The 21,432-nt window shown below is 72.7% G+C and carries 15 protein-coding genes and 2 pseudogenes; 11 read left to right on the plus strand and 6 right to left on the minus strand.

Annotated elements, in window-relative coordinates:
* Nucleotides 1-205 precede the first annotated feature (205 nt).
* From ACFCZF_RS14755 to lgt, 8 genes and pseudogenes are all read left to right on the plus strand, one after another.
* Nucleotides 206-457: an HGxxPAAW family protein gene (locus ACFCZF_RS14755; RefSeq protein WP_375905988.1), complete on the plus strand. Its 252-nt coding sequence runs from the start codon at nucleotides 206-208 to the stop codon at nucleotides 455-457.
* A 95-nt stretch (nucleotides 458-552) separates the two neighbouring features.
* A complete protein-coding gene (locus ACFCZF_RS14760) occupies nucleotides 553-1,011 on the plus strand; it encodes a DUF2752 domain-containing protein (protein ID WP_376672060.1) in 459 nt (152 codons plus the stop codon).
* A gap of 117 nt (nucleotides 1,012-1,128) precedes the next feature.
* Entirely contained in the window at nucleotides 1,129-1,938 is an 810-nt protein-coding gene (gene trpC, locus ACFCZF_RS14765; protein ID WP_376671966.1) for an indole-3-glycerol phosphate synthase TrpC, read from the plus strand.
* A 20-nt stretch (nucleotides 1,939-1,958) separates the two neighbouring features.
* A complete protein-coding gene (gene trpM / locus ACFCZF_RS14770; protein ID WP_376671967.1) occupies nucleotides 1,959-2,183 on the plus strand; it encodes a tryptophan biosynthesis modulator TrpM in 225 nt (74 codons plus the stop codon).
* Between the two features lie 57 nt (nucleotides 2,184-2,240).
* On the plus strand, nucleotides 2,241-3,524 hold the full coding sequence (gene trpB, locus ACFCZF_RS14775) for a tryptophan synthase subunit beta (protein ID WP_375905995.1): 1,284 nt from the start codon (nucleotides 2,241-2,243) through the stop codon (nucleotides 3,522-3,524).
* Nucleotides 3,521-4,336, plus strand: coding sequence for a tryptophan synthase subunit alpha (gene trpA, locus ACFCZF_RS14780; RefSeq protein ID WP_210959061.1), 816 nt, complete (start codon nucleotides 3,521-3,523; stop codon nucleotides 4,334-4,336). Before trpB ends, trpA begins: the two co-directional genes overlap by 4 nt.
* Before the next feature lie 86 nt (nucleotides 4,337-4,422).
* Nucleotides 4,423-5,196 (plus strand): DsbA family protein, encoded by a 774-nt coding sequence (locus ACFCZF_RS14785; RefSeq protein ID WP_376671968.1) that lies wholly within the window; start codon nucleotides 4,423-4,425, stop codon nucleotides 5,194-5,196.
* 114 nt (nucleotides 5,197-5,310) lie between these two features.
* Nucleotides 5,311-6,190, plus strand: a pseudogene (gene lgt, locus ACFCZF_RS14790) (prolipoprotein diacylglyceryl transferase); the annotation flags it as partial.
* 239 nt (nucleotides 6,191-6,429) lie between these two features.
* Here the strand turns inward: lgt and ACFCZF_RS14795 are convergent.
* The 6 genes and pseudogenes from ACFCZF_RS14795 to ACFCZF_RS14820 form a co-directional block, all read right to left on the minus strand.
* Nucleotides 6,430-7,254, minus strand: a complete 825-nt coding sequence (locus ACFCZF_RS14795; RefSeq protein WP_376671969.1) for an HpcH/HpaI aldolase/citrate lyase family protein — start codon at nucleotides 7,252-7,254, stop codon at nucleotides 6,430-6,432.
* Nucleotides 7,251-8,474 (minus strand): CaiB/BaiF CoA transferase family protein, encoded by a 1,224-nt coding sequence (locus tag ACFCZF_RS14800; protein WP_376671970.1) that lies wholly within the window; start codon nucleotides 8,472-8,474, stop codon nucleotides 7,251-7,253. Before ACFCZF_RS14800 ends, ACFCZF_RS14795 begins: the two co-directional genes overlap by 4 nt.
* Nucleotides 8,471-9,829, minus strand: a complete 1,359-nt coding sequence (locus tag ACFCZF_RS14805; RefSeq protein WP_376671971.1) for an ADP-ribosylglycohydrolase family protein — start codon at nucleotides 9,827-9,829, stop codon at nucleotides 8,471-8,473. Before ACFCZF_RS14805 ends, ACFCZF_RS14800 begins: the two co-directional genes overlap by 4 nt.
* A complete protein-coding gene (locus tag ACFCZF_RS14810) occupies nucleotides 9,817-11,034 on the minus strand; it encodes an ADP-ribosylglycohydrolase family protein (protein ID WP_376671972.1) in 1,218 nt (405 codons plus the stop codon). The genes ACFCZF_RS14805 and ACFCZF_RS14810 overlap by 13 nt, the downstream gene beginning before the upstream one ends.
* Nucleotides 11,031-12,488: an ADP-ribosylglycohydrolase family protein gene (locus ACFCZF_RS14815; RefSeq protein ID WP_376671973.1), complete on the minus strand. Its 1,458-nt coding sequence runs from the start codon at nucleotides 12,486-12,488 to the stop codon at nucleotides 11,031-11,033. Before ACFCZF_RS14815 ends, ACFCZF_RS14810 begins: the two co-directional genes overlap by 4 nt.
* 502 nt (nucleotides 12,489-12,990) lie before the next feature.
* Nucleotides 12,991-13,990: pseudogene (locus ACFCZF_RS14820) on the minus strand (ADP-ribosylglycohydrolase family protein); the annotation flags it as partial.
* 235 nt (nucleotides 13,991-14,225) lie between these two features.
* Between ACFCZF_RS14820 and ACFCZF_RS14825 the strand changes: the two are divergent.
* The 3 genes from ACFCZF_RS14825 to ACFCZF_RS14835 all read left to right on the plus strand — a co-directional run bounded on the left by ACFCZF_RS14825 (nucleotide 14,226) and on the right by ACFCZF_RS14835 (nucleotide 21,385).
* The gene (locus ACFCZF_RS14825; RefSeq protein WP_376671974.1) at nucleotides 14,226-14,957 is read left to right on the plus strand and encodes a VIT1/CCC1 transporter family protein; all 732 of its coding nucleotides are present in this window, start codon (nucleotides 14,226-14,228) and stop codon (nucleotides 14,955-14,957) included.
* 427 nt (nucleotides 14,958-15,384) lie between these two features.
* Entirely contained in the window at nucleotides 15,385-19,929 is a 4,545-nt protein-coding gene (gene gltB, locus ACFCZF_RS14830) for a glutamate synthase large subunit (RefSeq protein ID WP_376672061.1), read from the plus strand.
* Complete coding sequence (locus ACFCZF_RS14835) at nucleotides 19,922-21,385, plus strand: glutamate synthase subunit beta (RefSeq protein WP_375906027.1); 1,464 nt, start codon at nucleotides 19,922-19,924, stop codon at nucleotides 21,383-21,385. Before gltB ends, ACFCZF_RS14835 begins: the two co-directional genes overlap by 8 nt.
* The last annotated feature ends 47 nt before the right edge of the window (nucleotides 21,386-21,432 follow it).

The raw sequence follows: 21,432 nt of genomic DNA on the forward strand, positions 1-21,432 counted from the left end.
GGGCCCGGCGGCCGTCACGCGCGCTCCGGGGCCCGGCGGGCGTCACGCGCGCTCCGGGGCCCGGCGGGCGTCACGTGCGCTCCGGGGCCCGGCGGGCGTCACGCGCGCGTGGGGAGTACCCCCGCTCACACCGCGCGCGCCCGTGCGGGACAATGGGCACGAGCGTCCTGCTCAGACTTGGCACAACAGCAACGAGGAGCAAGCAATGTCGGGCAGCAGCCACGGTCACACCCCGGCCGCCTGGACGGGTGTCATCATCGCCTTCATCGGTTTCTGCATCGCGGGTGTGTTCATGGTGGCGGCCCAGCCGCTGGGCTTCTGGGCCGGCATGGTGGTCGTGCTCCTCGGCGGTGCCGTGGGCTACATCATGCGCATGATGGGCCTCGGCCAGCCGAAGCAGAACCACCCCGTGCACCAGGTCGCCGGCGAGCGCGAGCCGGCCGACGCCAAGGGCTGACCAGGCACGGCGGTCACGGGACCTCCCGAGGGGCGGAGCGGCACGAGGGCGCCGGGACCGCCCCTCACGTGCGCGTACGGCCCGGCGGGGGCAGAATGCGGTGCGTGGACGCGGAGACCGGGAAACCGACGCAGAACAGGACCGTGACGCGGGGCGCGCCCGCCCTCCTGGGCCTGGCCGTCCCGGCCGGAGTGCTCGCGGCCGTCGTCGGCGCCTTCGCGTACGTGGGGAGCGTCGACCCCAACGAACCCGGCCACTACCCCGTCTGCCCCCTGCTGCGCTTCACCGGCATTTACTGTCCCGGCTGCGGCGGCCTGCGCAGCGCCCACGCGTTCGTCCACGGGGACGTGCTGACCGCGCTGCAGGCCAACGCGCCGGCCGTCCTCGGCTATCTGGGCTTCGCCGTGCTGTGGACCGTCTGGGTGATCCGCGTGGCGCGCGGCCGGCCCCTGCGGGTCGACCTCGGCCCGGTCCACCTGTGGACGCTGGGGGCGTTGCTGCTGGTCTTCACGGTTGTCCGGAACCTGCCGTTCGGTGGCTGGCTCCTCCCTTGATCACTTGGCGAATGTCCAGGTAGTGGGACCGGCGTCAACCGGATGCGGGCCCGTCGTCCTGCTCCGGATACCATCACAGTGACCACACATTTCGCCGTCTGAAAGGGGGCCGCTCGCGTGAGTGTGCTCGACGAGATCATCGACGGAGTCCGTGCCGACCTCGCGGAGCGGCAGGCGCGCGTCAGCCTCGACGAGCTCAAGGAGCGCGCGGCCAAGGCTCGCCCCGCCAAGGACGGCGTGACCGCCCTGCGCGGCGACGGCGTCAAGGTCATCTGCGAGGTCAAGCGCTCCAGCCCGTCCAAGGGCGCGCTGGCCGCCATCGCCGACCCCGCCGGGCTCGCCGCGGACTACGAGGCGGGCGGCGCCGCCGTCATCTCCGTCCTCACCGAGGAGCGCCGCTTCGGCGGTTCGCTGGCCGACCTGGACTCCGTCCGCGCGCGTGTGGACATCCCCGTGCTGCGCAAGGACTTCATCGTCACCTCGTACCAGCTGTGGGAGGCCCGCGCGCACGGCGCCGACCTCGTGCTGCTGATCGTCGCGGCCCTCGAACAGCCGGCGCTGGAGTCGCTGATCGAGCGCGCCGAGTCCATCGGACTCACCCCGCTCGTCGAGGTGCACGACGAGGACGAGGTCGAGCGCGCGGTGGACGCCGGCGCCAAGATCATCGGCGTCAACGCGCGCAACCTGAAGACGCTGGAGGTCGACCGCGGCACGTTCGAGCGGGTCGCCCCGGAGATCCCGGCGCACATCGTCAAGGTCGCCGAGTCCGGCGTCCGCGGCCCGCACGACCTCATCGCCTACGCCAACGAGGGCGCCGACGCCGTCCTGGTCGGCGAGTCCCTGGTCACCGGCCGCGACCCGAAGACGGCGGTCTCCGACCTGGTGGCGGCCGGCGAACACCCGGCACTGCGGCACGGGCGCGGCTGACCCCGCTAGACTCGCCGACGATGACTCTCCCGCTCACCCCGACCGCCAGGGACCCGTATGCCCGCCTCGCGCGCGGCTGCCGGCCCCGGGGCTGCCGCGCGCCCGCACGCAGGGTGCACGGCCGCAGGGTGCGGTACGTCATCGGAGACGAACCCGGACAGGTCAACGGCATGCGATGGCCTCAGCGCCCCGTAAGGGGCGCGGGGAACTGCGCGAGCAACCAGAGACGGCCTGAACGGGCCTGACAACCCGCGCCCCACGGCGAAAGTGCCCACACCAGACACTCACCGTGAGGTTCACGCATGCCCAGCAACTTCTTCATCCCCGACCCGGAGGGTCAGGTCCCCAGCGCCGAGGGCTACTTCGGCCAGTTCGGCGGCAAGTTCATCCCCGAGGCCCTCGTCGCGGCGGTCGACGAGGTAGCCGTCGAGTACGACAAGGCGAAGGCCGATCCCGAGTTCGCCCGTGAACTCGACGACCTGCTGGTCCACTACACCGGCCGCCCCAGCTCCCTCACAGAAGTACCCCGCTTCGCCGAGCACGCCGGAGGCTGCCGTGTCTTCCTCAAGCGCGAGGACCTGAACCACACCGGCTCCCACAAGATCAACAACGTGCTCGGCCAGGCCCTGCTGACCAAGCGCATGGGCAAGACCCGCGTCATCGCGGAGACCGGCGCCGGCCAGCACGGCGTGGCGACGGCTACGGCCTGCGCCCTCTTCGGCCTCGACTGCACCATCTACATGGGCGAGATCGACACCCGTCGCCAGGCCCTCAACGTGGCCCGGATGCGCATGCTCGGCGCCGAGGTCATCGCCGTGAAGTCCGGCAGCCGCACGCTCAAGGACGCGATCAACGAGGCCTTCCGCGACTGGGTCGCCAACGTCGACCGCACCCACTACCTGTTCGGCACCGTCGCCGGCCCGCACCCCTTCCCGGCGATGGTGCGCGACTTCCACCGCGTCATCGGCGTCGAGGCCCGCCGCCAGCTCCTGGAGCAGGCCGGACGCCTCCCCGACGCGGCGATCGCCTGCGTCGGCGGCGGCTCCAACGCCATCGGCCTCTTCCACGCCTTCATCCCCGACGCGGACGTCCGCCTCATCGGCTGCGAGCCGGCCGGGCACGGCATCGAGAGCGGCGAGCACGCGGCGACCCTGACCGCGGGCGAGCCCGGCATCCTGCACGGCTCCCGGTCCTACGTCCTCCAGGACGACGAGGGCCAGATCACCGAGCCGTACTCGATCTCGGCGGGACTCGACTACCCCGGCATCGGTCCCGAGCACAGCTACCTCAAGGACTCCGGCCGCGGCGAGTACCGCGCGGTCACCGACGACGCCGCCATGCAGGCGCTGCGCCTGCTGTCGCGCACCGAGGGCATCATCCCGGCCATCGAGAGCGCCCACGCGCTGGCCGGCGCCCTGGAGGTCGGCAAGGAGCTGGGCAAGGACGGGCTGATCGTCGTCAACCTGTCCGGCCGCGGCGACAAGGACATGGACACCGCCGCCCGCTACTTCGGGCTCTACGACACCGACGCCGAGGTCGCCGCCGACGAGGCCGGCACCGCCGAGATCGAGGGGGACGCCAAGTGAGCGGGAACGTACAGCTGCTGAACGACACCCTCGCCGCGGCGAAGGCCGAGGGCCGCTCCGCCCTCATCGCCTACCTCCCGGCCGGGTTCCCGACCGTGGACGGCGGCATCGAGGCGATCAAGGCCGCGCTCGACGGCGGCGCCGACGTCGTCGAGGTGGGTCTGCCGCACAGCGACCCGGTCCTCGACGGACCGGTCATCCAGACCGCCGACGACATCGCCCTGCGCGGCGGCGTCCGTATCGCCGACGTCATGCGCACCGTCCGGGAGGCCCACGCGGCCACCGGCAAGCCGATCCTCGTCATGACGTACTGGAACCCCATCGACCGCTACGGCGTCGAGCGCTTCACCGCCGAGCTGGCCGAGGCGGGCGGCGCCGGGTGCATCCTGCCCGACCTGCCCGTCCAGGAGTCGGCGCTGTGGAGGGAGCACGCCGACAAGCACGGTCTCGCCACGGTCTTCGTGGTCGCGCCCAGCAGCAAGGACGCGCGGCTCGCCGAGATCACCGCGGCCGGCAGCGGCTTCGTCTACGCCGCCTCCCTCATGGGCGTCACCGGCACCCGCGAGTCGGTCGGCGCGCAGGCCGAGGACCTGGTGCGACGCACCCGCGCCACCACCGGCATCCCCGTCTGCGTCGGGCTCGGCGTCTCCAACGCCGCCCAGGCCGCCGAGGTGGCGGGCTTCGCCGACGGCGTGATCGTCGGCTCGGCGTTCGTCAAGCGCATGCTGGACGCTCCCGACGACGCGGCCGGGCTGGAGGGCGTCCGCACGCTCGCCGCCGACCTGGCGAAGGGCGTACGCGGACAGGCGTGACGACGAGCACGTGACAGAGGTCCCTCGTACGGGTGGACCTGGGACCGGGGAGGCGCGCTGCGCCTCCCCGGTTCGTTCTGCGGGGTGTGAGCGAGAAGAACCGAGAGGGAAAGCGCACCGCCCGTCAGAAGCTGGCGGCCGAGCGCGAGAAGCAGAAGTCCAAGGACAAGCGCCGACGCGCGCTGATCGTCGGCGCGAGCGTGGTCTGCGTCCTGGGCCTCGCGGCGGTGATCGGCGTGGTCGCCGCCAACGCGGGCAAGGACGACGGCAGCGAGGCGGCGGGCCCGATCGTGGCGCCCTCGGGCGCGCAGGGCAAGGACAGCCTCGCGATCCCCGTCGGCGAGGAGAGCGCCAAGTCGACGCTCGTCATCTGGGAGGACTTCCGCTGCCCGGCCTGCAAGGCCTTCGAGCTGGCGTACCGCGACACGATCCACGAGCTCACCGAAGCGGGGCAGCTCAAGGTCGAGTACCACCTGGCGACGATCATCGACGGGAACATGGGCGGCACCGGCTCCCGGAAGTCGGCCAACGCCGCGGCCTGCGCCCAGGACGCGGGCAAGTTCACGCCGTACCACGACGTGCTGTTCACCAACCAGCCGGCGGAGACCGACGACGCCTACGCCGACGAGGGCAAGCTGATCGACCTGGCGGGCAAGGTCGACGGCCTCGACACCGCCGCCTTCCAGGAATGCGTCAAGAACGGCACGCACAACAGCTGGGTGGAGAAGTCCAACGAGGCCTTCCGCACCGGCGGCTTCAGCGGCACGCCGACCGTGCTGCTGGACGGCAAGAACATCTACCAGGACCGCTCCATGACACCGGCGAAGCTGAAGCAGCTGGTGCAGGACGCCGACAAGTAGCGTGGCGGTGGGCGGCGGAGCGTCCGCGGGGCGCTCTTTCCGTCCGCCCGTTACGGACCCGTAGCCGGGCTGCCCGTCGCGGGTACCGTCCGACACGGTAGCGTCGACCCTGCCATGGAACTTGCCTTCATTCCCAGCCCGTCCAGCGGGGTGCTGCACCTCGGTCCCATCCCGCTGCGCGGCTACGCGTTCTGCATCATCATCGGCGTCTTCGTTGCCGTCTGGCTCGGCAACAAGCGCTGGGTCGCCCGGGGCGGGCGGCCCGGCACGGTGGCCGACATCGCGGTCTGGGCCGTTCCCTTCGGCCTGATCGGCGGCCGGCTCTACCACGTGATCACGGACTACCAGCTGTACTTCAGCGAGGGCCGTGACTGGGTCGACGCCTTCAAGATCTGGGAGGGCGGCCTCGGCATCTGGGGCGCGATCGCGTTCGGCGCCGTGGGCGCGTGGATCGGCGCCCGCCGCCGGGGTGTCCCGATGCCCGCGTACGCCGACGCCGTAGCCCCCGGCATCGCCCTCGCCCAGGCCATCGGCCGCTGGGGCAACTGGTTCAACCAGGAGCTGTACGGCAAGGCCACCGACCTGCCCTGGGCCGTGGAGATCACCTCGTCGGCCGACGGACGGGTGCCGGGCACGTACCACCCGACCTTCCTCTACGAGTCGCTGTGGTGCATCGGCGTGGCCCTGCTCGTCATCTGGGCCGACCGCCGCTTCAACCTGGGCCACGGGCGGGCGTTCGCGCTGTACGTCGCCGCGTACTGCGCGGGCCGGTTCTGGATCGAGTACATGCGCGTCGACGACGCCCACCACATCCTCGGTCTGCGGCTGAACAACTGGACCGCGCTCTTCGTGTTCCTGCTCGCCGTGGTGTACATGGTGCTCTCGGCGCGGACGAGGCCGGGCCGGGAGACTGTGGTCGAGCCGGGCGCGGAGTCCTTCGACGGTGACGCCGGGGACGACGCGAAGGGGGACACGGACGTCCTCTCCAAGGACCCCAAGGACTCCAAGGACTCCAAGGACTCCGGGGACTCGGGGGACGACAAGGGCGCCGGTGACGACAAGCACGCCGGTGACGACGGCGCCGTGGAGGACGAGAAGAGCGTGCAGGACGTGAAGGACGGGGCCGACTCGGCCAAGAAGGGCTGACGGCCCGCCGCCGCACGTCGCCGAGGGCGCCCGGAGAGTTCCGGGCGCCCTCGGTTGTGTCAGAACGCCCGTGTCAGAACGCCCGTGTCAGGACAGGGCGGGCCGCCGGGCCAGCGACAGGGTGCGCTGGGCCGTCGCCACCACCGCCGCGTCGACGAACCGTCCGTCCGGCAACGCCAGCGCGCCCGGCTGCGCGATGGCCGCCTTGACGATCGTCTCCGCCTCCTCCAGCTCCCGCTCGGTCGGCAGGTACGCCCGCTCGATGATCGGCAGCTGGCGGGGGTGGATCGCGGCCCGGCCGAGGAAGCCCAGGGCCCGGCCGTGGGCGCAGGAAGCGGCCAGGCCCTCCAGGTCCCGGGTGTCCGGATGCACCGTCTGCGACGGCGGCGCAAGCCCCGCCGCCCGCGCGGCCACGACCACGCGCGAGCGTGACCAGTCCAGGCCCGTGTCGCCGCGTACGCCCAGGTCGGCCCGGAGGTCCGCCTCACCGAGGGCGATGCCGCGCAGCGACGGGTGGGCCGCGGCGATCCGGTACGCCCGCTCCACGCCGAGGGCCGTCTCCAGGAGCGCGTACAGGGGCGGCCCACCGGTCGCCGCCGCGACGCCGGTGATCTGCTCCGGGGACGTCACCTTGGGCAGCCGCAGCCCGAACAGTCCCGGCAGCGCGGCCAGCGCCGCCAGGTCCGCCGCGGCGAGCGGCCCGTCCAGGGCGTTGACGCGGACGTGCACCGGCACCGGCTGCGGCTCGGTGAGCAGCTCGGCGGTGGCCTTCCGGGCGTACTCCTTGCGGTCCGGGGCGACCGCGTCCTCCAGGTCGATCACCACGACGTCGGCGCCCGCGGCCAGCGCCTTGGCGACCACCACAGGCCGGTCACCGGGGGCGTACAGCCAGGTCAGCGGGGGTGCGGTCATACGACGCCCTCCTCGCGCAGCTCCTTCACATCCGCCGGGGCCAGGCCCAGCTCGGTCAGCACCTCCTCGGTGTCCGCGCCGTGCGGGCGGCCCGCCCAGCGGATCGCGCCGGGGGTCGCGGAGAGCCGGAAGAGGACGTTCTGCATGCGCAGCGGGCCCAGCTCGGGATCGTCGACGGTGGTGACCGTGTCGAGGGCCTGGTACTGCGGGTCGGCCATCACGTCCCGTACGTCCTGGATCGGGGCGACCGCCGCATCGGCCTTCTCGAAGGCGGCGAGGACGTCGGCGCGGCTGTGCCGGGCGATCCAGTCGCCGACCGCCGTGTCGAGCACGTCGGAGTGCCGGGCCCGCTCGGCGCCCGACCCGAACCAGGGCTCGTCGATCAGCTCCGGGCGACCCACCAGGCGCATCACGCGCTCGGCGACCGACTGGGCCGAGGTGGAGACGGCGACCCAGGTGCCGTCGGCGGTGCGGTAGGTGTTGCGCGGGGCGTTGTTCTGGGAGCGGTTGCCGGTGCGTGGCTGGACGTGGCCGAGCTGGTCGTACCAGGTCGGCTGCGGGCCCAGCACGGTCAGGATCGGCTCGATGATCGCCATGTCGACGACCTGGCCCTCGCCGGTGCGCTCGCGGGCGGCCAGCGCGGTCATCACGGCGTACGCCGTCGCCAGGGCGGCGATCGAGTCCGCGAGGCCGAACGGCGGCAGCGTCGGGGGCGCGTCCGGCTCGCCGGTCATCGCGGCGAAGCCGCTCATGGCCTCGGCGAGCGTGCCGAAGCCCGGGCGGCGCGCGTACGGGCCGAACTGGCCGAAGCCGGTGACCCGGGTGAGGACCAGGCGCGGATTGACGGCGGAGAGTTCGTCCCAGCCCAGGTCCCACTTCTCCAGGGTGCCCGGGCGGAAGTTCTCGATGACCACGTCCGCGGTCGCGGCGAGGCGGAGCAGGGTGGTGCGGCCGGCGGACTTGGACAGGTCCAGGGTGATCGTGCGCTTGTTGCGGCCCAGCAGTTTCCACCACAGGCCGATGCCGTCCTTGGACGGGCCGTGGCCCCGGGAGGGGTCGGGCCGGTCGGGGTGTTCGACCTTGACCACGTCGGCACCGAAGTCGCCGAGCATGGTGGCCGCGAGCGGGCCCGCGAAGAGGGTGGCGAGGTCGAGGACGCGCAGGCCGGTCAGCGGGGCATGGACGGGGGCGCGGGGCACGACGGGCGGTGGCGCGGTCATGGGCGGGTGGCCTCCCTGTGGGTGAGGTGGGCGAGGGTGTCGAAGCCGGTGCCGTCGAAGTCGCCGACCGAGGTGGCCAGGCGGTTCTTCAGCGGGGCCGTCCAGTGCTCGGGCAGGGCGGCGGGGGAACCGGCGAGGAGTCCGGCGACGCTGCCGGCGGTGGCGCCGTTGGAGTCGGTGTCCCAGCCCCCCGACACGGCACGGGAGACCGAGCCGGTGAAGTCGCCGTCCGCGTGGGTGAGGGCGGCCGCGATCAGCGCGGTGTTGGGGACGGCGTGGACCCAGTGGTGGGTGGGGGAGTGGCGGGTGTGGAGCGCGTCCACGACCGTGTCGAAGTCGGCGTGGGTCTCGGCGAGGTGGACGCCGTGGCGGACGGCTTCGGCGAGACGTGAGCCGGGCGGTACGACCGCGAGGCCGGTGCGCAGACAGGCGTGGACGTCGTGCGTGCCGGTGGCGGCGGTGGCGATGACGGCCGCCGCGAACATCGCCGCGTAGACGCCGTTGGCGGTGTGGGTGAGGGTCGCGTCGCGGTGCGCCTGTTCGGCGGCGGCGGCCGGGTCGCCGGCGTTGGTCCAGCCGTGTACGTCGGCGCGGATCAGGGCGCCGATCCACTCGCGGAAGGGGTTGCGGTGGTGGGCGGTGTGCGGGGGTTCGAGGCCGGTGAGGAGGTTGCGGTAGGCGAGGCGTTCGGCGGTGAAGGTGCGGCCGGCGGGCAGCTCGTCGAGCCAGACGCGGGCGACGTCGGCGGTGGTGAAGGTCCTGCCGTGGCGTTGGAGGAGCAGGAGGCCCAGGAGGGGGTAGTTGAGGTCGTCGTCCTCGGGCATGCCGTCGATGTTCTCGGCGAGGGAGGTCGGCGCGGAGCGGCGGTTCCAGGGGTACGTCGCGGTGAGGTCCTCGGGGAGGCCCCGGGCGGTGAAGTAGGTGGTCGGGGGCCAGTTGCCGGCGGCCTGGGCGAGGAGGCGGATGCCGGTCAGGGGGAGTTTCTCGACGGGCTTGCCGAGGAGGCAGCCGGCGGCTCGGCCCAGCCAGGCCGCTTCCAGGCGGGCGGGGGACACGGCTTCGCGCCCGGGGGCGGGCCAGTCGGGACACAGGGCCTTGATCCGGTCCAGTTCCGTCGGTTCCTCGTCCGCCAACGGGCTCGGCAGGCCGGACAGTTCGTCCAGCAGGTCTTCCGCGAGAAGGCGGAGGCTGGAGGAGGCCGGCTGGGCGGACGAGCCTGCTCGGGTGGGGGCCTCGCAGCCGCCCGCCGCTCTCCAGCGAGCCGCGATCGCCGACGGGTCGCGGCCGTCCTGCGCCGCCTGGCGCAGTTCGTGGCCGATCAGGTCCTCGGGCTGGACCCAGGTCAGTCGGAGCATCTCGCGCCCCCGATCGCGGTGAACGCCCGCTCGTGGAGGCGGCGTCGCGCCACGTCGCGCTCGAAGACCTCCCGGGCCACCGCGGTGAGCGTCGCGGCCGGTTCCCAGAGGTCCAGACGGCTCGCCTCCGCGACCGACTTCGCCCAGTCCTCCGGGACCGGTGAACCCAGCGCCCCGGCGAGCGCGCCCGCCATCGTGGCGATGGAGTCGCAGTCGCGGCCGTAGTTCACCGCGCCGAGGACCGCGTGCCGGTAGTCGCCGCCGGAGACGAGCAACATGCCGAGGGCGACGGGCAGTTCCTCGATCGCGTGCACGCGGGACGGGCGGCGGGCGGCCAGCGAGGGCGCGCGGTAGTCGGGGCCCACCGTGTCGTACGGGGCCACCGCCTCCCGCAGCGGCGCGAGCGCCGACTCGAAGTCCGTGTACCGGCAGGCCACTTCGCAGGCCGCCTCGATCGCCGCCCGGGTGCCGTCCTTCGCCAGGGACAGACAGGCCGACACCACCGAGTCCGGCGTCGCCCCCGGCGCGCACGCCGCGGCCACCGCCGCCGCGAGGACGCCGGCCGCCTCCCGGCCGTACGACGACTGGTGCGCGCCCGCGACGTCCAGCGCCTCGGCGTAGGCGCCCGCCGGGTGGGCGGCGTTGACCAGGCCGACCGGGGCCATGTACATCGCGGCACCGCAGTTGACGATGTTGCCGGTGCCCGCCTCGCGGGGGTCCACGTGGCCGTAGTGGATCCTCGCGACCAGCCACTTCTCCGCCAGGAAGATCCGCTGGAGCGGGAGCGCCTCGGCCTCCAGCTCCGGGATCCAGCGCGGGGCCGACATCAGGTCCGGGACCAGGTGCTCGGCGACCGAGTAGGCGTCGAGGTGGTCGCGGACCGTGCCGTACACCCGGACCAGCGCGTGGGTCATCAAGGTGTCGTCGGTGACGTGGCCGTCGCCCTTGTGGTACGGGGCGATGGGGCGGGCGGTGCGCCAGGCGTCGCCGTTCCACGGGCCGACGACGCCGTGGACGCGGCCGCCGTGGCGTTCGAGGATCTGCGCGGGGGAGTAGCCCTCGACCGGGCCGCCGAGCGCGTCGCCGACGGCCGCGCCGACGAGGGCGCCGGTGATGCGGTCCTCCAGGGGCGCGGTGCCGTTCTCCGCCGTGCCGTTCTCCTCCCGTGTCCCCGTGTTGTTCTCCGCTGTGCCGGGTGTCCTCATGTCGTGTGTCGCCCTTCTCGTCGTTCTCGTCGGGACGGTTGCGTGGCGTGCAGGAGTCCGGCGAGTTCGACCAGGTCGGTGCCGGTGAGACGGGGCAGTACGCAGCCGGGGAGGGTGCGGCAGGTCTCCCGCCAGGACTCGGGGATCGACGTGCCGCCGCCCAGCGCACCGGTGAGGGCGCCGGCCAGTGCGGGAGCGGAGTCCGCGACCCGCGACAGACAGGCCGCCGCCGGTACGGCCTCCGCGATGCGGCCCCGGGCGGCGATGGCCAGGGCGAGGGCGACCGGGACGGTCTCGGCGGCGGCGATGCCGTAGCTGTAGACGTGGTCGACGATCTGGTGCTCCAGCAGCGGGACCAGGGCGAAGGTGCTCTCGGCGTCCGCCGCCAGGGCCAGTGCCTGGCGGGCGTTGCGGCCGATCTCCGTCTCCTCGGGAAGCTCGGCGAGCGCGGCGTCCACGCACGTGCGCACGTCCGCGCCGTCGAGGGCGCACGCCACGGCCGCCGCCATGGCCCGCGCGCCGTGCACGCCGTCGCCGTCCTGGGTGTAGCGGGCGTCGAACTCGGCGAGGTCGGCGGCGGGCCGCGGGGCGCCGGGGTGGGCGACGGCGAGGACGCAGGCCCGGACGCAGGCGGCGTCGTCGAAGTAGTGCGGGTTGTCGTGGCCGGTGGCGGGCGGGCGCAGGCCGGCGGCGAGGTTGCCGAGCCCGGCACGTACCGAGATGCGGGCCCGCAGCGGCAGTACTGCCGACTCGGCCTCCGGGGCGCGTTCCGTCGCCGCGGCCACCTCACTGGCGACCGCGTTCCAGGTCAGGTCGATCGCCGCCCGCATCCGGCGTTCCCGGCTCAGGTCCCCGAGCGCGCTGTCGTCCCCGGCCCGCAGCACCGCCTCCGCCGCGAACGCCGCCCACTCGGCGTCGTCCGAGGGCCCGAGGCGCAGCGGCTCCGGGGGTTGGTTCAGGGCGATGGGGACGGGGAGGGTGGTGGTCGCGTTCTGCTCGGCGAAGGTGTCCAGCTCGCGGGTGAGGCGGCGCGTCCACTCGGGCATCCGGGCGGCCCGGTGCCGGGCGGCGGGCCAGCCGGCGGCGTCTCCTGCGGCGAGCCCGAGGAGGAGACCCACGATGCGATCGGGTCGCGGCGCCGGGCGGGGTGGGGTGGCTGGTTCGGGTTGCGGTGTGGTGTGGGGTGGGACGGCTGGTTCGGGGCGCGGCGCCGGGCGGGGAGGGGTGATTGGTTCGGGTTGCGGTGTGGTGTGGGGTGGCGCGGCTGGTTCGAGCCCCGGTGCGGTGCGGGGCGGCGCGGCTGCTTCGGGTCGCGGTGTGGTGTGGGGTGGTGCGGCTGGTTCGGGCGACGGCCGGTGCCCTCTCCCGGCGGGCGCGGGGTCCTCCGGCGCGCCGGGCGGGGCGACGTACGCCGTGGTGGCCGGTTCCTCACCGCCGGGACGTGCCCTGGTCACGGCGTCACCCCTGTGGGCTCGTCGATGCCCGTCCCTGTAAGGGGGCCGGGTCCCTCGCGCGCCGCCGAGCCTGCCCCCGGCCCGGACTCGTCATGCGGCGCGGTGCACTGGCCCGGGGCGAGCGCCTCACCCCGTACGCCGCCCTCACCCGCCGGGGACGCACCGCTCACCACGGCACACGTCACCCACTCCGCGCTGAGCGTTGCCGGTTCCGGGCTCGGTGTCCTGGTGTCCGCGCTCTGTGTTGCCGCTTGCGCGCCTCGTGTCTTCGTCCCCGCACCCCGTGTGGCCGGTCCCGGGCTCGGCGTCTTGGTGTCCGCACCCCGTGTGGCCGGTCCCGGGCACGGCGTCTTCGTCTCCGCCCCCCGCGCTGCCGCCCCCGTGCCCCGCGTCCCCGCCTCCGCACCGCGCTGCGCCCCGTCCGCACCGCGCTGCGCCCCGTCCGCACCGCGCTGCGCCCCGTCCGCCCCGCGCTGCGCCCCGTCCGCCCCGCGCTGCGCCCCGTCCGCCCCGCGCGTCAGCAGGTCCGCCACCTCCAGGACGTGGTGTCCGGCCATCGCCGGCAGGCAGCTGCCGTGGGCCGGGCCGATGGCCGATGCCCACTCGGTCGGGATGGCGGCGGCGCCTTGGGTCGCGCCGGCCAGGGCGCCGGCCACCGCTGCCGTGGTGTCGGCGTCGCGGCCCATGTTGACGGCCGTCAGCACCGCGTCCGTGAAGTCGCCGTCGGCCGCCGCGTACGCGCCGAAGGCGAGGGCGACCGCCTCGGGCGCCAGGTCGGTCCAGGGGTAGCCGCCGATGACCACCGCGGAGCGGACGGCGCGTTCGCCGCGGTGGGCCGCCGTCATCGCGCGGCGGAGGCAGCGGGCCGTCCAGGAGTCGTCCGGTACGACGGCCAGGGCGGAGGCGACGACCGCGACGGTCGGTGCACCCGCCATCGCCGCCGCGACCCCCGCCGCCACCGCCTGGCCGCCGTAGATGCCCTCGCCGTCGTGGCTGACCGAGCCGTCGATCGCCACCAGCCGGGCCGCCTCGGCGGGGCGGCCCGCCGCGAAGACGCCGTAGGGGGCCGCCCGCATCGCCAGTCCGTCGCTCCAGGCGTGGCGGTGCTGCGCGGAGATGGGGGCGGCGAGGCCCCGGCGCAGGTTCTCCAGGGTGCCGCGTTCGCTGAAGCCCGCGCCCCGGAAGGGGCCCTCCTCCCGGTCCGCGATCCACTCGTGCCAGGCCGTCTCGACATGGGCGGTGGTGAGCGCGGAGCCGTACCGGGCCAGCAGCAGGCCCGAGAAGATCGCGTACTCGGTGTCGTCGGTGCCGGCCGGCTTCCTGGCCACGTATCCCGTGATGCGGCCCCAGCGGGCGCGGATCTCGGAGGGCTTCATGTTCTCGGCCGGCGCCCCGAGGGCGTCCCCGACGGCCAGTCCCAGCAGCGCGCCCCGGGCCCGTTCGCGGAGTCCGACGGCGTCACCGGGCGCGGCGGCCGGGGAAATGCAGGCGGTGGATGCCATGCGGCCTCTCCTCTCCCTTTGCGCATCTGTCCCCGGTGCGGTGTGCCGTGCAGCCTCACAGGGCTCAGCGTCACCCGGTCGACATCTGTGCGGCCAAGATCACGGATGAGCGCGAAAGGGTAAAACCGCAGGTAAGCCCAGCCTTTCCTTGCTGGCGAGGCGGAAATGATCGGCGTAGATTGGTTGTTGTCGAGAAGTAGACCAGGTCCAAACTAGCTTTTCCGGGGGAACCCTCATGGCCATCATCGAGACCGAGGCGCCGCTGCACGAGGCGCACCGCGACAACCACACCCACCGCGACGTGAACGGCGGCTGGCTGCGCCCCGCCGTCTTCGGCGCGATGGACGGCCTGGTCTCCAACCTCGCCCTGATGACCGGTGTCGCGGGTGGCGCGGCCGGTCAGCAGACCGTCGTGCTGAGCGGGCTGGCCGGGCTGGCCGCCGGCGCCTTCTCCATGGCCGCCGGCGAGTACACCTCCGTCGCCTCGCAGCGCGAGCTCGTCGAGGCCGAGCTGGACGTGGAGCGCCGGGAGCTGAAGAAGCACCCGGCGGACGAGGAGGCCGAGCTGGCCGCGCTCTACGAGGCGCGGGGTGTGGAACCGGACCTCGCGCGTGAGGTGGCCCGGCAGCTGTCCCGCGACCCGGAACAGGCCCTGGAGATACACGCCCGTGAGGAGCTGGGCATCGACCCCGGCGACCTGCCCTCGCCGTCGGTCGCGGCGGTGTCGTCGTTCGGCTCGTTCGCGCTGGGCGCTCTGCTCCCCGTCCTGCCGTTCCTGCTCGGCGCCAGTGCGCTGTGGCCCGCGGTGGTGCTCTCGCTGGCCGGGCTGTTCCTGTGCGGCGCGGTGGTGGCCAAGGTGACGGCGCGCAGCTGGTGGTACAGCGGACTGCGGCAGCTCGCCCTCGGTGGTGCCGCGGCCGGTGTGACGTACGCCCTGGGCAGCCTGTTCGGAACGGCCGTAGGATAGCCCGGCTCGAACTTATGCGTCGGACCGCATAAGTAGCCGTTACTTGCTGGTTTCGAGTGTGTGATCCCCGGGCATGAGCCGTAAGCGCTGTGGGCAATGAGGCCCGCCGCGCATCGGCGGAGTGAGCGACGAAGCTTCCTCCGCGCCTCGGACCGACGGACATCGATCTGTCCGCAGCGGTCTCCATAGCTTCCACCGCCGGGCCCGGCACCCCGCCGCGAACCCCTCGGTGTCCGCATGTTGGAACGGATTATCCCGGTTCCCGAGAACCGCTCCATCATGTAACCTGCACGAAATTTTGCACTCAAGCAGAGGGCCAACGTCGTCCCTCGGCACTTGCACATGCCAGATGACGACGACGGGAGAGCCGATGCGTACGCCGCGCCAGCCGTCCCAGCACTCCGCGAATGGCCAGAACCGGTCCTTCATGGATGCTCGCCCTGCTGCGCAGGGTATGTACGACCCCCGCAACGAGCACGACGCCTGCGGCGTCGGTTTCGTCGCCACTCTGACCGGCGAGGCATCGCACACCCTGGTCGACCAGGCACTCACCGTGCTGCGCAACCTGGAGCACCGCGGTGCCACCGGCTCCGAGCCCGACTCGGGCGACGGCGCGGGCATCCTCTCCCAGGTGCCGGACGCCTTCCTCCGCGAGGTGGCCGGATTCGAACTGCCCGAGGCCGGGGCGTACGCCGTCGGCATCGCCTTCCTGCCGGTGGACGACACCGAGGACGCCGTCTCGCGGATCGAGATGATCGCGACCGAGGAGGGCCTCACCGTCCTCGGCTGGCGCGAGGTCCCGGTCGCCCCGCAGATGCTGGGCGCCACCGCCCGTTCGACCATGCCGGTCTTCCGCCAGATCTTCGTGGCCGACGGCGAGTCGCAGGGCATCGCCCTCGACCGCCGCGCCTTCGTGCTGCGCAAGCGCGCCGAGCGCGAGATCGGCGTCTACTTCCCGTCGCTGTCCGCGCGGACCATCGTCTACAAGGGCATGCTGACCACCGGCCAGCTGGAGCCCTTCTTCCCGGACCTGTCCGACCGCCGTTTCGCCTCCGCGATCGCGCTCGTGCACTCCCGGTTCTCGACGAACACCTTCCCGGCCTGGCCGCTCGCCCACCCGTACCGCTTCGTCGCGCACAACGGCGAGATCAACACGGTCAAGGGCAACCGCAACTGGATGGTCGCCCGCGAGTCCCAGCTCGGTTCGGACTCGTTCGGTTCTTCGCCGGACCTGGAGCGGCTCTTCCCGATCTGCACGCCGGACGCCTCCGACTCCGCCTCCTTCGACGAGGTCCTGGAACTGCTGCACCTCGGCGGGCGCTCGCTGCCGCACTCCGTGCTGATGATGATCCCGGAGGCGTGGGAGAACCACGACTCCATGGAGCCCGCCCGGCGCGCCTTCTACCAGTTCCACTCCACGATGATGGAGCCCTGGGACGGCCCCGCCTGCGTCACCTTCACCGACGGCACCCAGGTCGGCGCCGTGCTCGACCGCAACGGTCTGCGCCCCGGCCGCTACTGGGTCACCGACGACGGCCTCGTCGTCCTCGGTTCCGAGGTCGGCGTCCTGGACATCGACCCGGCCAAGGTCGTCCGCAAGGGCCGCCTGCAGCCCGGCCGCATGTTCCTCGTCGACACCGCCGAGCACCGCATCATCGAGGACGACGAGATCAAGGCCCAGCTCGCGGCGGAGAAGCCGTACGCCGAGTGGATCGAGGCCGGCGAGATCGAGCTGTCCGACCTGCCCGAGCGCGAGCACATCGTGCACACCCACGCCTCGGTCACCCGCCGCCAGCAGACCTTCGGGTACACCGAGGAGGAGCTGCGCGTCCTCGTCGCGCCGATGGCCAAGGCCGGCGCCGAGCCGATCGGCTCCATGGGCACCGACTCGCCGATCGCCGCGCTGTCCGAGCGCCCCCGGCTGCTCTTCGACTACTTCACCCAGCTGTTCGCACAGGTCACCAACCCGCCGCTGGACGCGATCCGCGAGGAACTGGTCACCTCCCTGCGCAGCTCCCTGGGACCGCAGGGCAACCTGCTGGACCCGACGGCCGCCTCCTGCCGCAGCGTCCTGCTGCCCTTCCCGGTCATCGACAACGACGAGCTGGCCAAGCTCATCCACATCAACGCCGACGGCGACATGCCCGGCTTCAAGGCCGCGACCCTCTCCGGCCTCTACCGGGTGCACGGCGGCGGCGACGCGCTCGCCGCACGCATAGAGGAGATCTGCGCCGAGACCGACGCCGCGATCGAGAACGGCGCCCGGCTGATCGTCCTCTCCGACCGCCACTCGGACGCCGAGCACGCCCCGATCCCGTCGCTGCTGCTCACCGCGGCCGTCCACCACCACCTCATCCGCACCAAGCAGCGCACCGAGGTGGGCCTGCTGGTCGAGGCCGGCGACGTCCGCGAGGTCCACCACGTCGCCCTGCTCATCGGCTACGGTGCCGCGGCGGTCAACCCGTACCTGGCCATGGAGTCCGTCGAGGACCTGGTCCGCGCCGGTACCTTCCTGCAGAGCGTCGACGGCGAGCCCGAGCAGGCCATCCGTAACCTGATCTACGCCCTCGGCAAGGGCGTCCTCAAGGTCATGTCCAAGATGGGCATCTCCACCGTCGCCTCCTACCGCGGCGCCCAGGTCTTCGAGGCCGTCGGCCTCGACGAGGCCTTCGTCGCCAAGTACTTCAACGGCACGGCCACCAAGATCGGCGGCGTCGGCATCGACGTCATCGCCAAGGAGGTCGCCGCCCGCCACGCCAAGGCGTACCCGGCCAGCGGCATCGCGCCCGCCCACCGCGCCCTGGAGATCGGCGGCGAGTACCAGTGGCGTCGCGAGGGCGAACCGCACCTGTTCGACCCGGAGACGGTCTTCCGCCTCCAGCACTCCACGCGCTCCGGCAAGTACGACACCTTCAAGAAGTACACCGAGCGTGTGAACGAGCAGTCCGAGCGGCTCATGACGCTCCGCGGGCTCTTCGGCTTCAAGAGCGGCCGGCAGCCGATCTCCGTCGACGAGGTCGAGCCCGTCTCCGAGATCGTCAAGCGCTTCTCCACCGGCGCCATGTCGTACGGCTCCATCTCCCAGGAGGCGCACGAGACCCTCGCCATCGCCATGAACCAGTTGGGCGGCAAGTCCAACACCGGTGAGGGCGGCGAGGACCCGGAGCGCCTGTACGACCCGGCGCGCCGCTCCTCGATCAAGCAGGTCGCCTCCGGCCGCTTCGGCGTCACCTCCGAGTACCTGGTCAACGCGGACGACATCCAGATCAAGATGGCCCAGGGCGCCAAGCCCGGCGAGGGCGGCCAGCTGCCCGGCCACAAGGTCTACCCGTGGGTCGCCAAGACCCGGCACTCCACGCCCGGCGTCGGCCTGATCTCCCCGCCGCCGCACCACGACATCTACTCCATCGAGGACCTGGCCCAGCTGATCCACGACCTGAAGAACGCGAACCCGCAGGCGCGGATTCACGTCAAGCTGGTCTCCGAGGTCGGCGTCGGCACGGTCGCGGCGGGTGTGTCCAAGGCGCACGCGGACGTCGTCCTCATCTCCGGCCACGACGGCGGCACCGGCGCCTCGCCGCTCACGTCGCTCAAGCACGCCGGCGGACCCTGGGAGCTGGGCCTCGCCGAGACCCAGCAGACCCTGCTGCTCAACGGCCTGCGCGACCGGATCGTCGTCCAGACCGACGGCCAGCTCAAGACCGGCCGGGACGTCGTCATCGCCGCGCTGCTCGGCGCCGAGGAGTTCGGTTTCGCGACCGCGCCGCTCGTCGTCTCCGGCTGCGTCATGATGCGCGTCTGCCACCTGGACACCTGCCCGGTCGGCATCGCCACCCAGAACCCGACGCTGCGCGACCGGTTCTCCGGCAAGGCCGAGTACATCGTGAACTTCTTCCGGTTCATCGCCGAGGAGGTCCGCGAGATCCTCGCCGAGCTGGGCTTCCGCTCCATCGAGGAGGCCGTCGGCCACGCCGAGACCCTCGACGTCACCCGCGCCGTGAACCACTGGAAGGCGCAGGGCCTCGACCTGGAGCCGCTGTTCCACGTGCCCGCGCTGCCCGAGGGCGCGGTGCGCCACCAGGCCGTCGCCCAGGACCACGGCCTGGAGAAGGCGCTCGACAACCAGCTGATCAAGCTCGCGTCGGACGCGCTGGCCGCCTCCGACGCCACCGACGCCGCGCCGGTGCGCGCCCAGGTCGCGATCCGCAACATCAACCGCACGGTCGGCACCATGCTCGGCCACGAGGTGACGAAGAAGTTCGGCGGCGCGGGCCTGCCCGACGACACCGTCGACATCACCTTCACCGGCTCCGCCGGCCAGTCCTTCGGCGCCTTCGTCCCGCGCGGCATCACGCTGCGCCTGGAGGGCGACGCCAACGACTACGTCGGCAAGGGCCTCTCCGGCGGCCGGGTGATCGTCCGCCCCGACCGGGGCGCCGACCACCTCGCCGAGTACTCGACCATCGCCGGCAACACCATCGGCTACGGCGCCACCGGCGGCGAGATGTTCCTGCGCGGCAAGGTCGGCGAGCGCTTCTGCGTCCGCAACTCCGGCGCGCTGGTCGTCTCCGAGGGCGTCGGCGACCACGGCTGCGAGTACATGACCGGCGGCCACGCGGTCGTCCTCGGCGAGACCGGGCGCAACTTCGCGGCCGGCATGTCCGGTGGCGTCGCCTACGTCATCGACCTCGACCGGAACAACGTCAACGCCGGCAACGTCGGCGCGATCGAGGCGCTCGACGAGGCCGACCAGCAGTGGCTGCACGACGTGGTGCGCCGGCACCAGGAGGAGACGGGCTCGACCGTCGCCGAGAAGCTGCTCGCCGAGTGGCCCGCCGCCGTGGAGCGCTTCAGCAAGATCATCCCCAGCACGTACAAGGCAGTGCTCGCCGCCAAGGACGCCGCCGAGCGAGCCGGTCTCTCCGAGACCGAGACCACCGAGAAGATGATGGAGGCGGCGACCAATGGCTGATCCCAAGGGCTTCCTGAACCACGGACGCGAGGTCGCCAAGACCCGCCCCGTCGAGGAGCGCGTCAAGGACTGGAACGAGGTCTACGTCCCCGGCTCCCTGCTGCCGATCATCAGCAAGCAGGCCAGCCGGTGCATGGACTGCGGCATCCCGTTCTGCCACAACGGCTGCCCGCTCGGGAACCTGATCCCCGAGTGGAACGACTACGCCTACCGCGAGGACTGGCAGGCCGCGCAGGAGCGCCTGCACGCCACCAACAACTTCCCGGAGTTCACCGGCCGCCTGTGCCCGGCTCCGTGCGAGTCGGCGTGCGTGCTCGGCATCAACCAGCCGCCGGTCACCATCAAGAACGTCGAGGTCTCCATCATCGACAAGGCGTGGGAGACCGGGGACGTCGCCCCGCAGATCCCCGAGCGCCTGTCCGGCAAGACCGTCGCCGTCATCGGCTCGGGCCCGGCGGGTCTCGCCGCCGCCCAGCAGCTCACCCGGGCCGGCCACACCGTCGCCGTCTACGAGCGCGCGGACCGCGTCGGAGGCCTCCTCCGCTACGGCATCCCCGAGTTCAAGATGGAGAAGCGGCACATCAACCGCCGTATCGAGCAGATGCGCGCGGAGGGCACCCGCTTCCGCACCGGCGTCGAGATCGGCCGCGACCTCAAGGCCACCGACCTCAAGAAGCGCTACGACGCCGTGGTCATCGCCGCCGGCGCCACCACCGCCCGCGACCTGCCGGCCCCCGGCCGCGAGCTCAAGGGCATCTACCAGGCCATGGAGTACCTGCCCCTGGCCAACAAGGTCCAGGAGGGTGACTACGTCGCCCCGCCGATCTCGGCCGAGGGCAAGCACGTCGTCGTCATCGGCGGCGGCGACACCGGCGCCGACTGCGTGGGCACCGCCAACCGACAGGGCGCGGCCTCCGTCACCCAGCTGGAGATCATGCCCCGGCCGGGCGAGGAGCGGGACGCGGTGCGCCAGCCGTGGCCGACCTTCCCGATGCTCTACAAGGTCACCAGCGCCCACGAGGAGGGCGGCGAGCGGGTCTACGCCGTCTCCACCACCCACTTCGAGGGCGACGAGGACGGCAACGTCCAGTGGCTGCACATGAGCGAGGTCGAGTTCATCGACGGCAAGCTCACCCCGAAGCCGGGCACCGAGCGCAAGATCCCGGCCCAGCTGGTCACCCTCGCCATGGGCTTCACCGGCACCGACCGGGAGAACGGCCTGGTCGACCAGTTCGGCCTGGAGCTCGACGAACGCGGTAACATCGCCCGGGACGCCGACTTCCAGACCAACGTGCCGGGTGTGTTCGTCGCCGGTGACGCCGGCCGCGGCCAGTCGCTCATCGTCTGGGCGATCGCGGAGGGCCGCTCGGCCGCCCGCGGCGCCGACAGCTTCCTGACCGGAGCCAGCGAACTGCCGGCCCCGATCCGCCCGACGGACCGCGCCCTCGCGGTCTGACGGACGGAACAACCGTCCGACGGACGGAACAACCGAAGAACGTCCCG

Source organism: Streptomyces sp. NPDC056296, from assembly GCF_042268605.1.
GTDB lineage: Bacteria > Actinomycetota > Actinomycetes > Streptomycetales > Streptomycetaceae > Streptomyces.

Coding starts and splice junctions, on each gene's coding strand:
- ACFCZF_RS14755 (WP_375905988.1), top strand. CDS start 206: ATGTCGGGCAGCAGCCACGGTCACACCCCGGCCGCCTGGACGGGTGTC.
- ACFCZF_RS14760 (WP_376672060.1), top strand. CDS start 553: ATGCGGTGCGTGGACGCGGAGACCGGGAAACCGACGCAGAACAGGACC.
- trpM (WP_376671967.1), top strand. CDS start 1,959: ATGACTCTCCCGCTCACCCCGACCGCCAGGGACCCGTATGCCCGCCTC.
- trpB (WP_375905995.1), top strand. CDS start 2,241: ATGCCCAGCAACTTCTTCATCCCCGACCCGGAGGGTCAGGTCCCCAGC.
- ACFCZF_RS14795 (WP_376671969.1), bottom strand. CDS start 7,254: ATGACCGCACCCCCGCTGACCTGGCTGTACGCCCCCGGTGACCGGCCT.
- ACFCZF_RS14800 (WP_376671970.1), bottom strand. CDS start 8,474: ATGACCGCGCCACCGCCCGTCGTGCCCCGCGCCCCCGTCCATGCCCCG.
- ACFCZF_RS14805 (WP_376671971.1), bottom strand. CDS start 9,829: ATGCTCCGACTGACCTGGGTCCAGCCCGAGGACCTGATCGGCCACGAA.
- ACFCZF_RS14810 (WP_376671972.1), bottom strand. CDS start 11,034: ATGAGGACACCCGGCACAGCGGAGAACAACACGGGGACACGGGAGGAG.
- ACFCZF_RS14825 (WP_376671974.1), top strand. CDS start 14,226: ATGGCCATCATCGAGACCGAGGCGCCGCTGCACGAGGCGCACCGCGAC.
- gltB (WP_376672061.1), top strand. CDS start 15,385: ATGGATGCTCGCCCTGCTGCGCAGGGTATGTACGACCCCCGCAACGAG.
- ACFCZF_RS14835 (WP_375906027.1), top strand. CDS start 19,922: ATGGCTGATCCCAAGGGCTTCCTGAACCACGGACGCGAGGTCGCCAAG.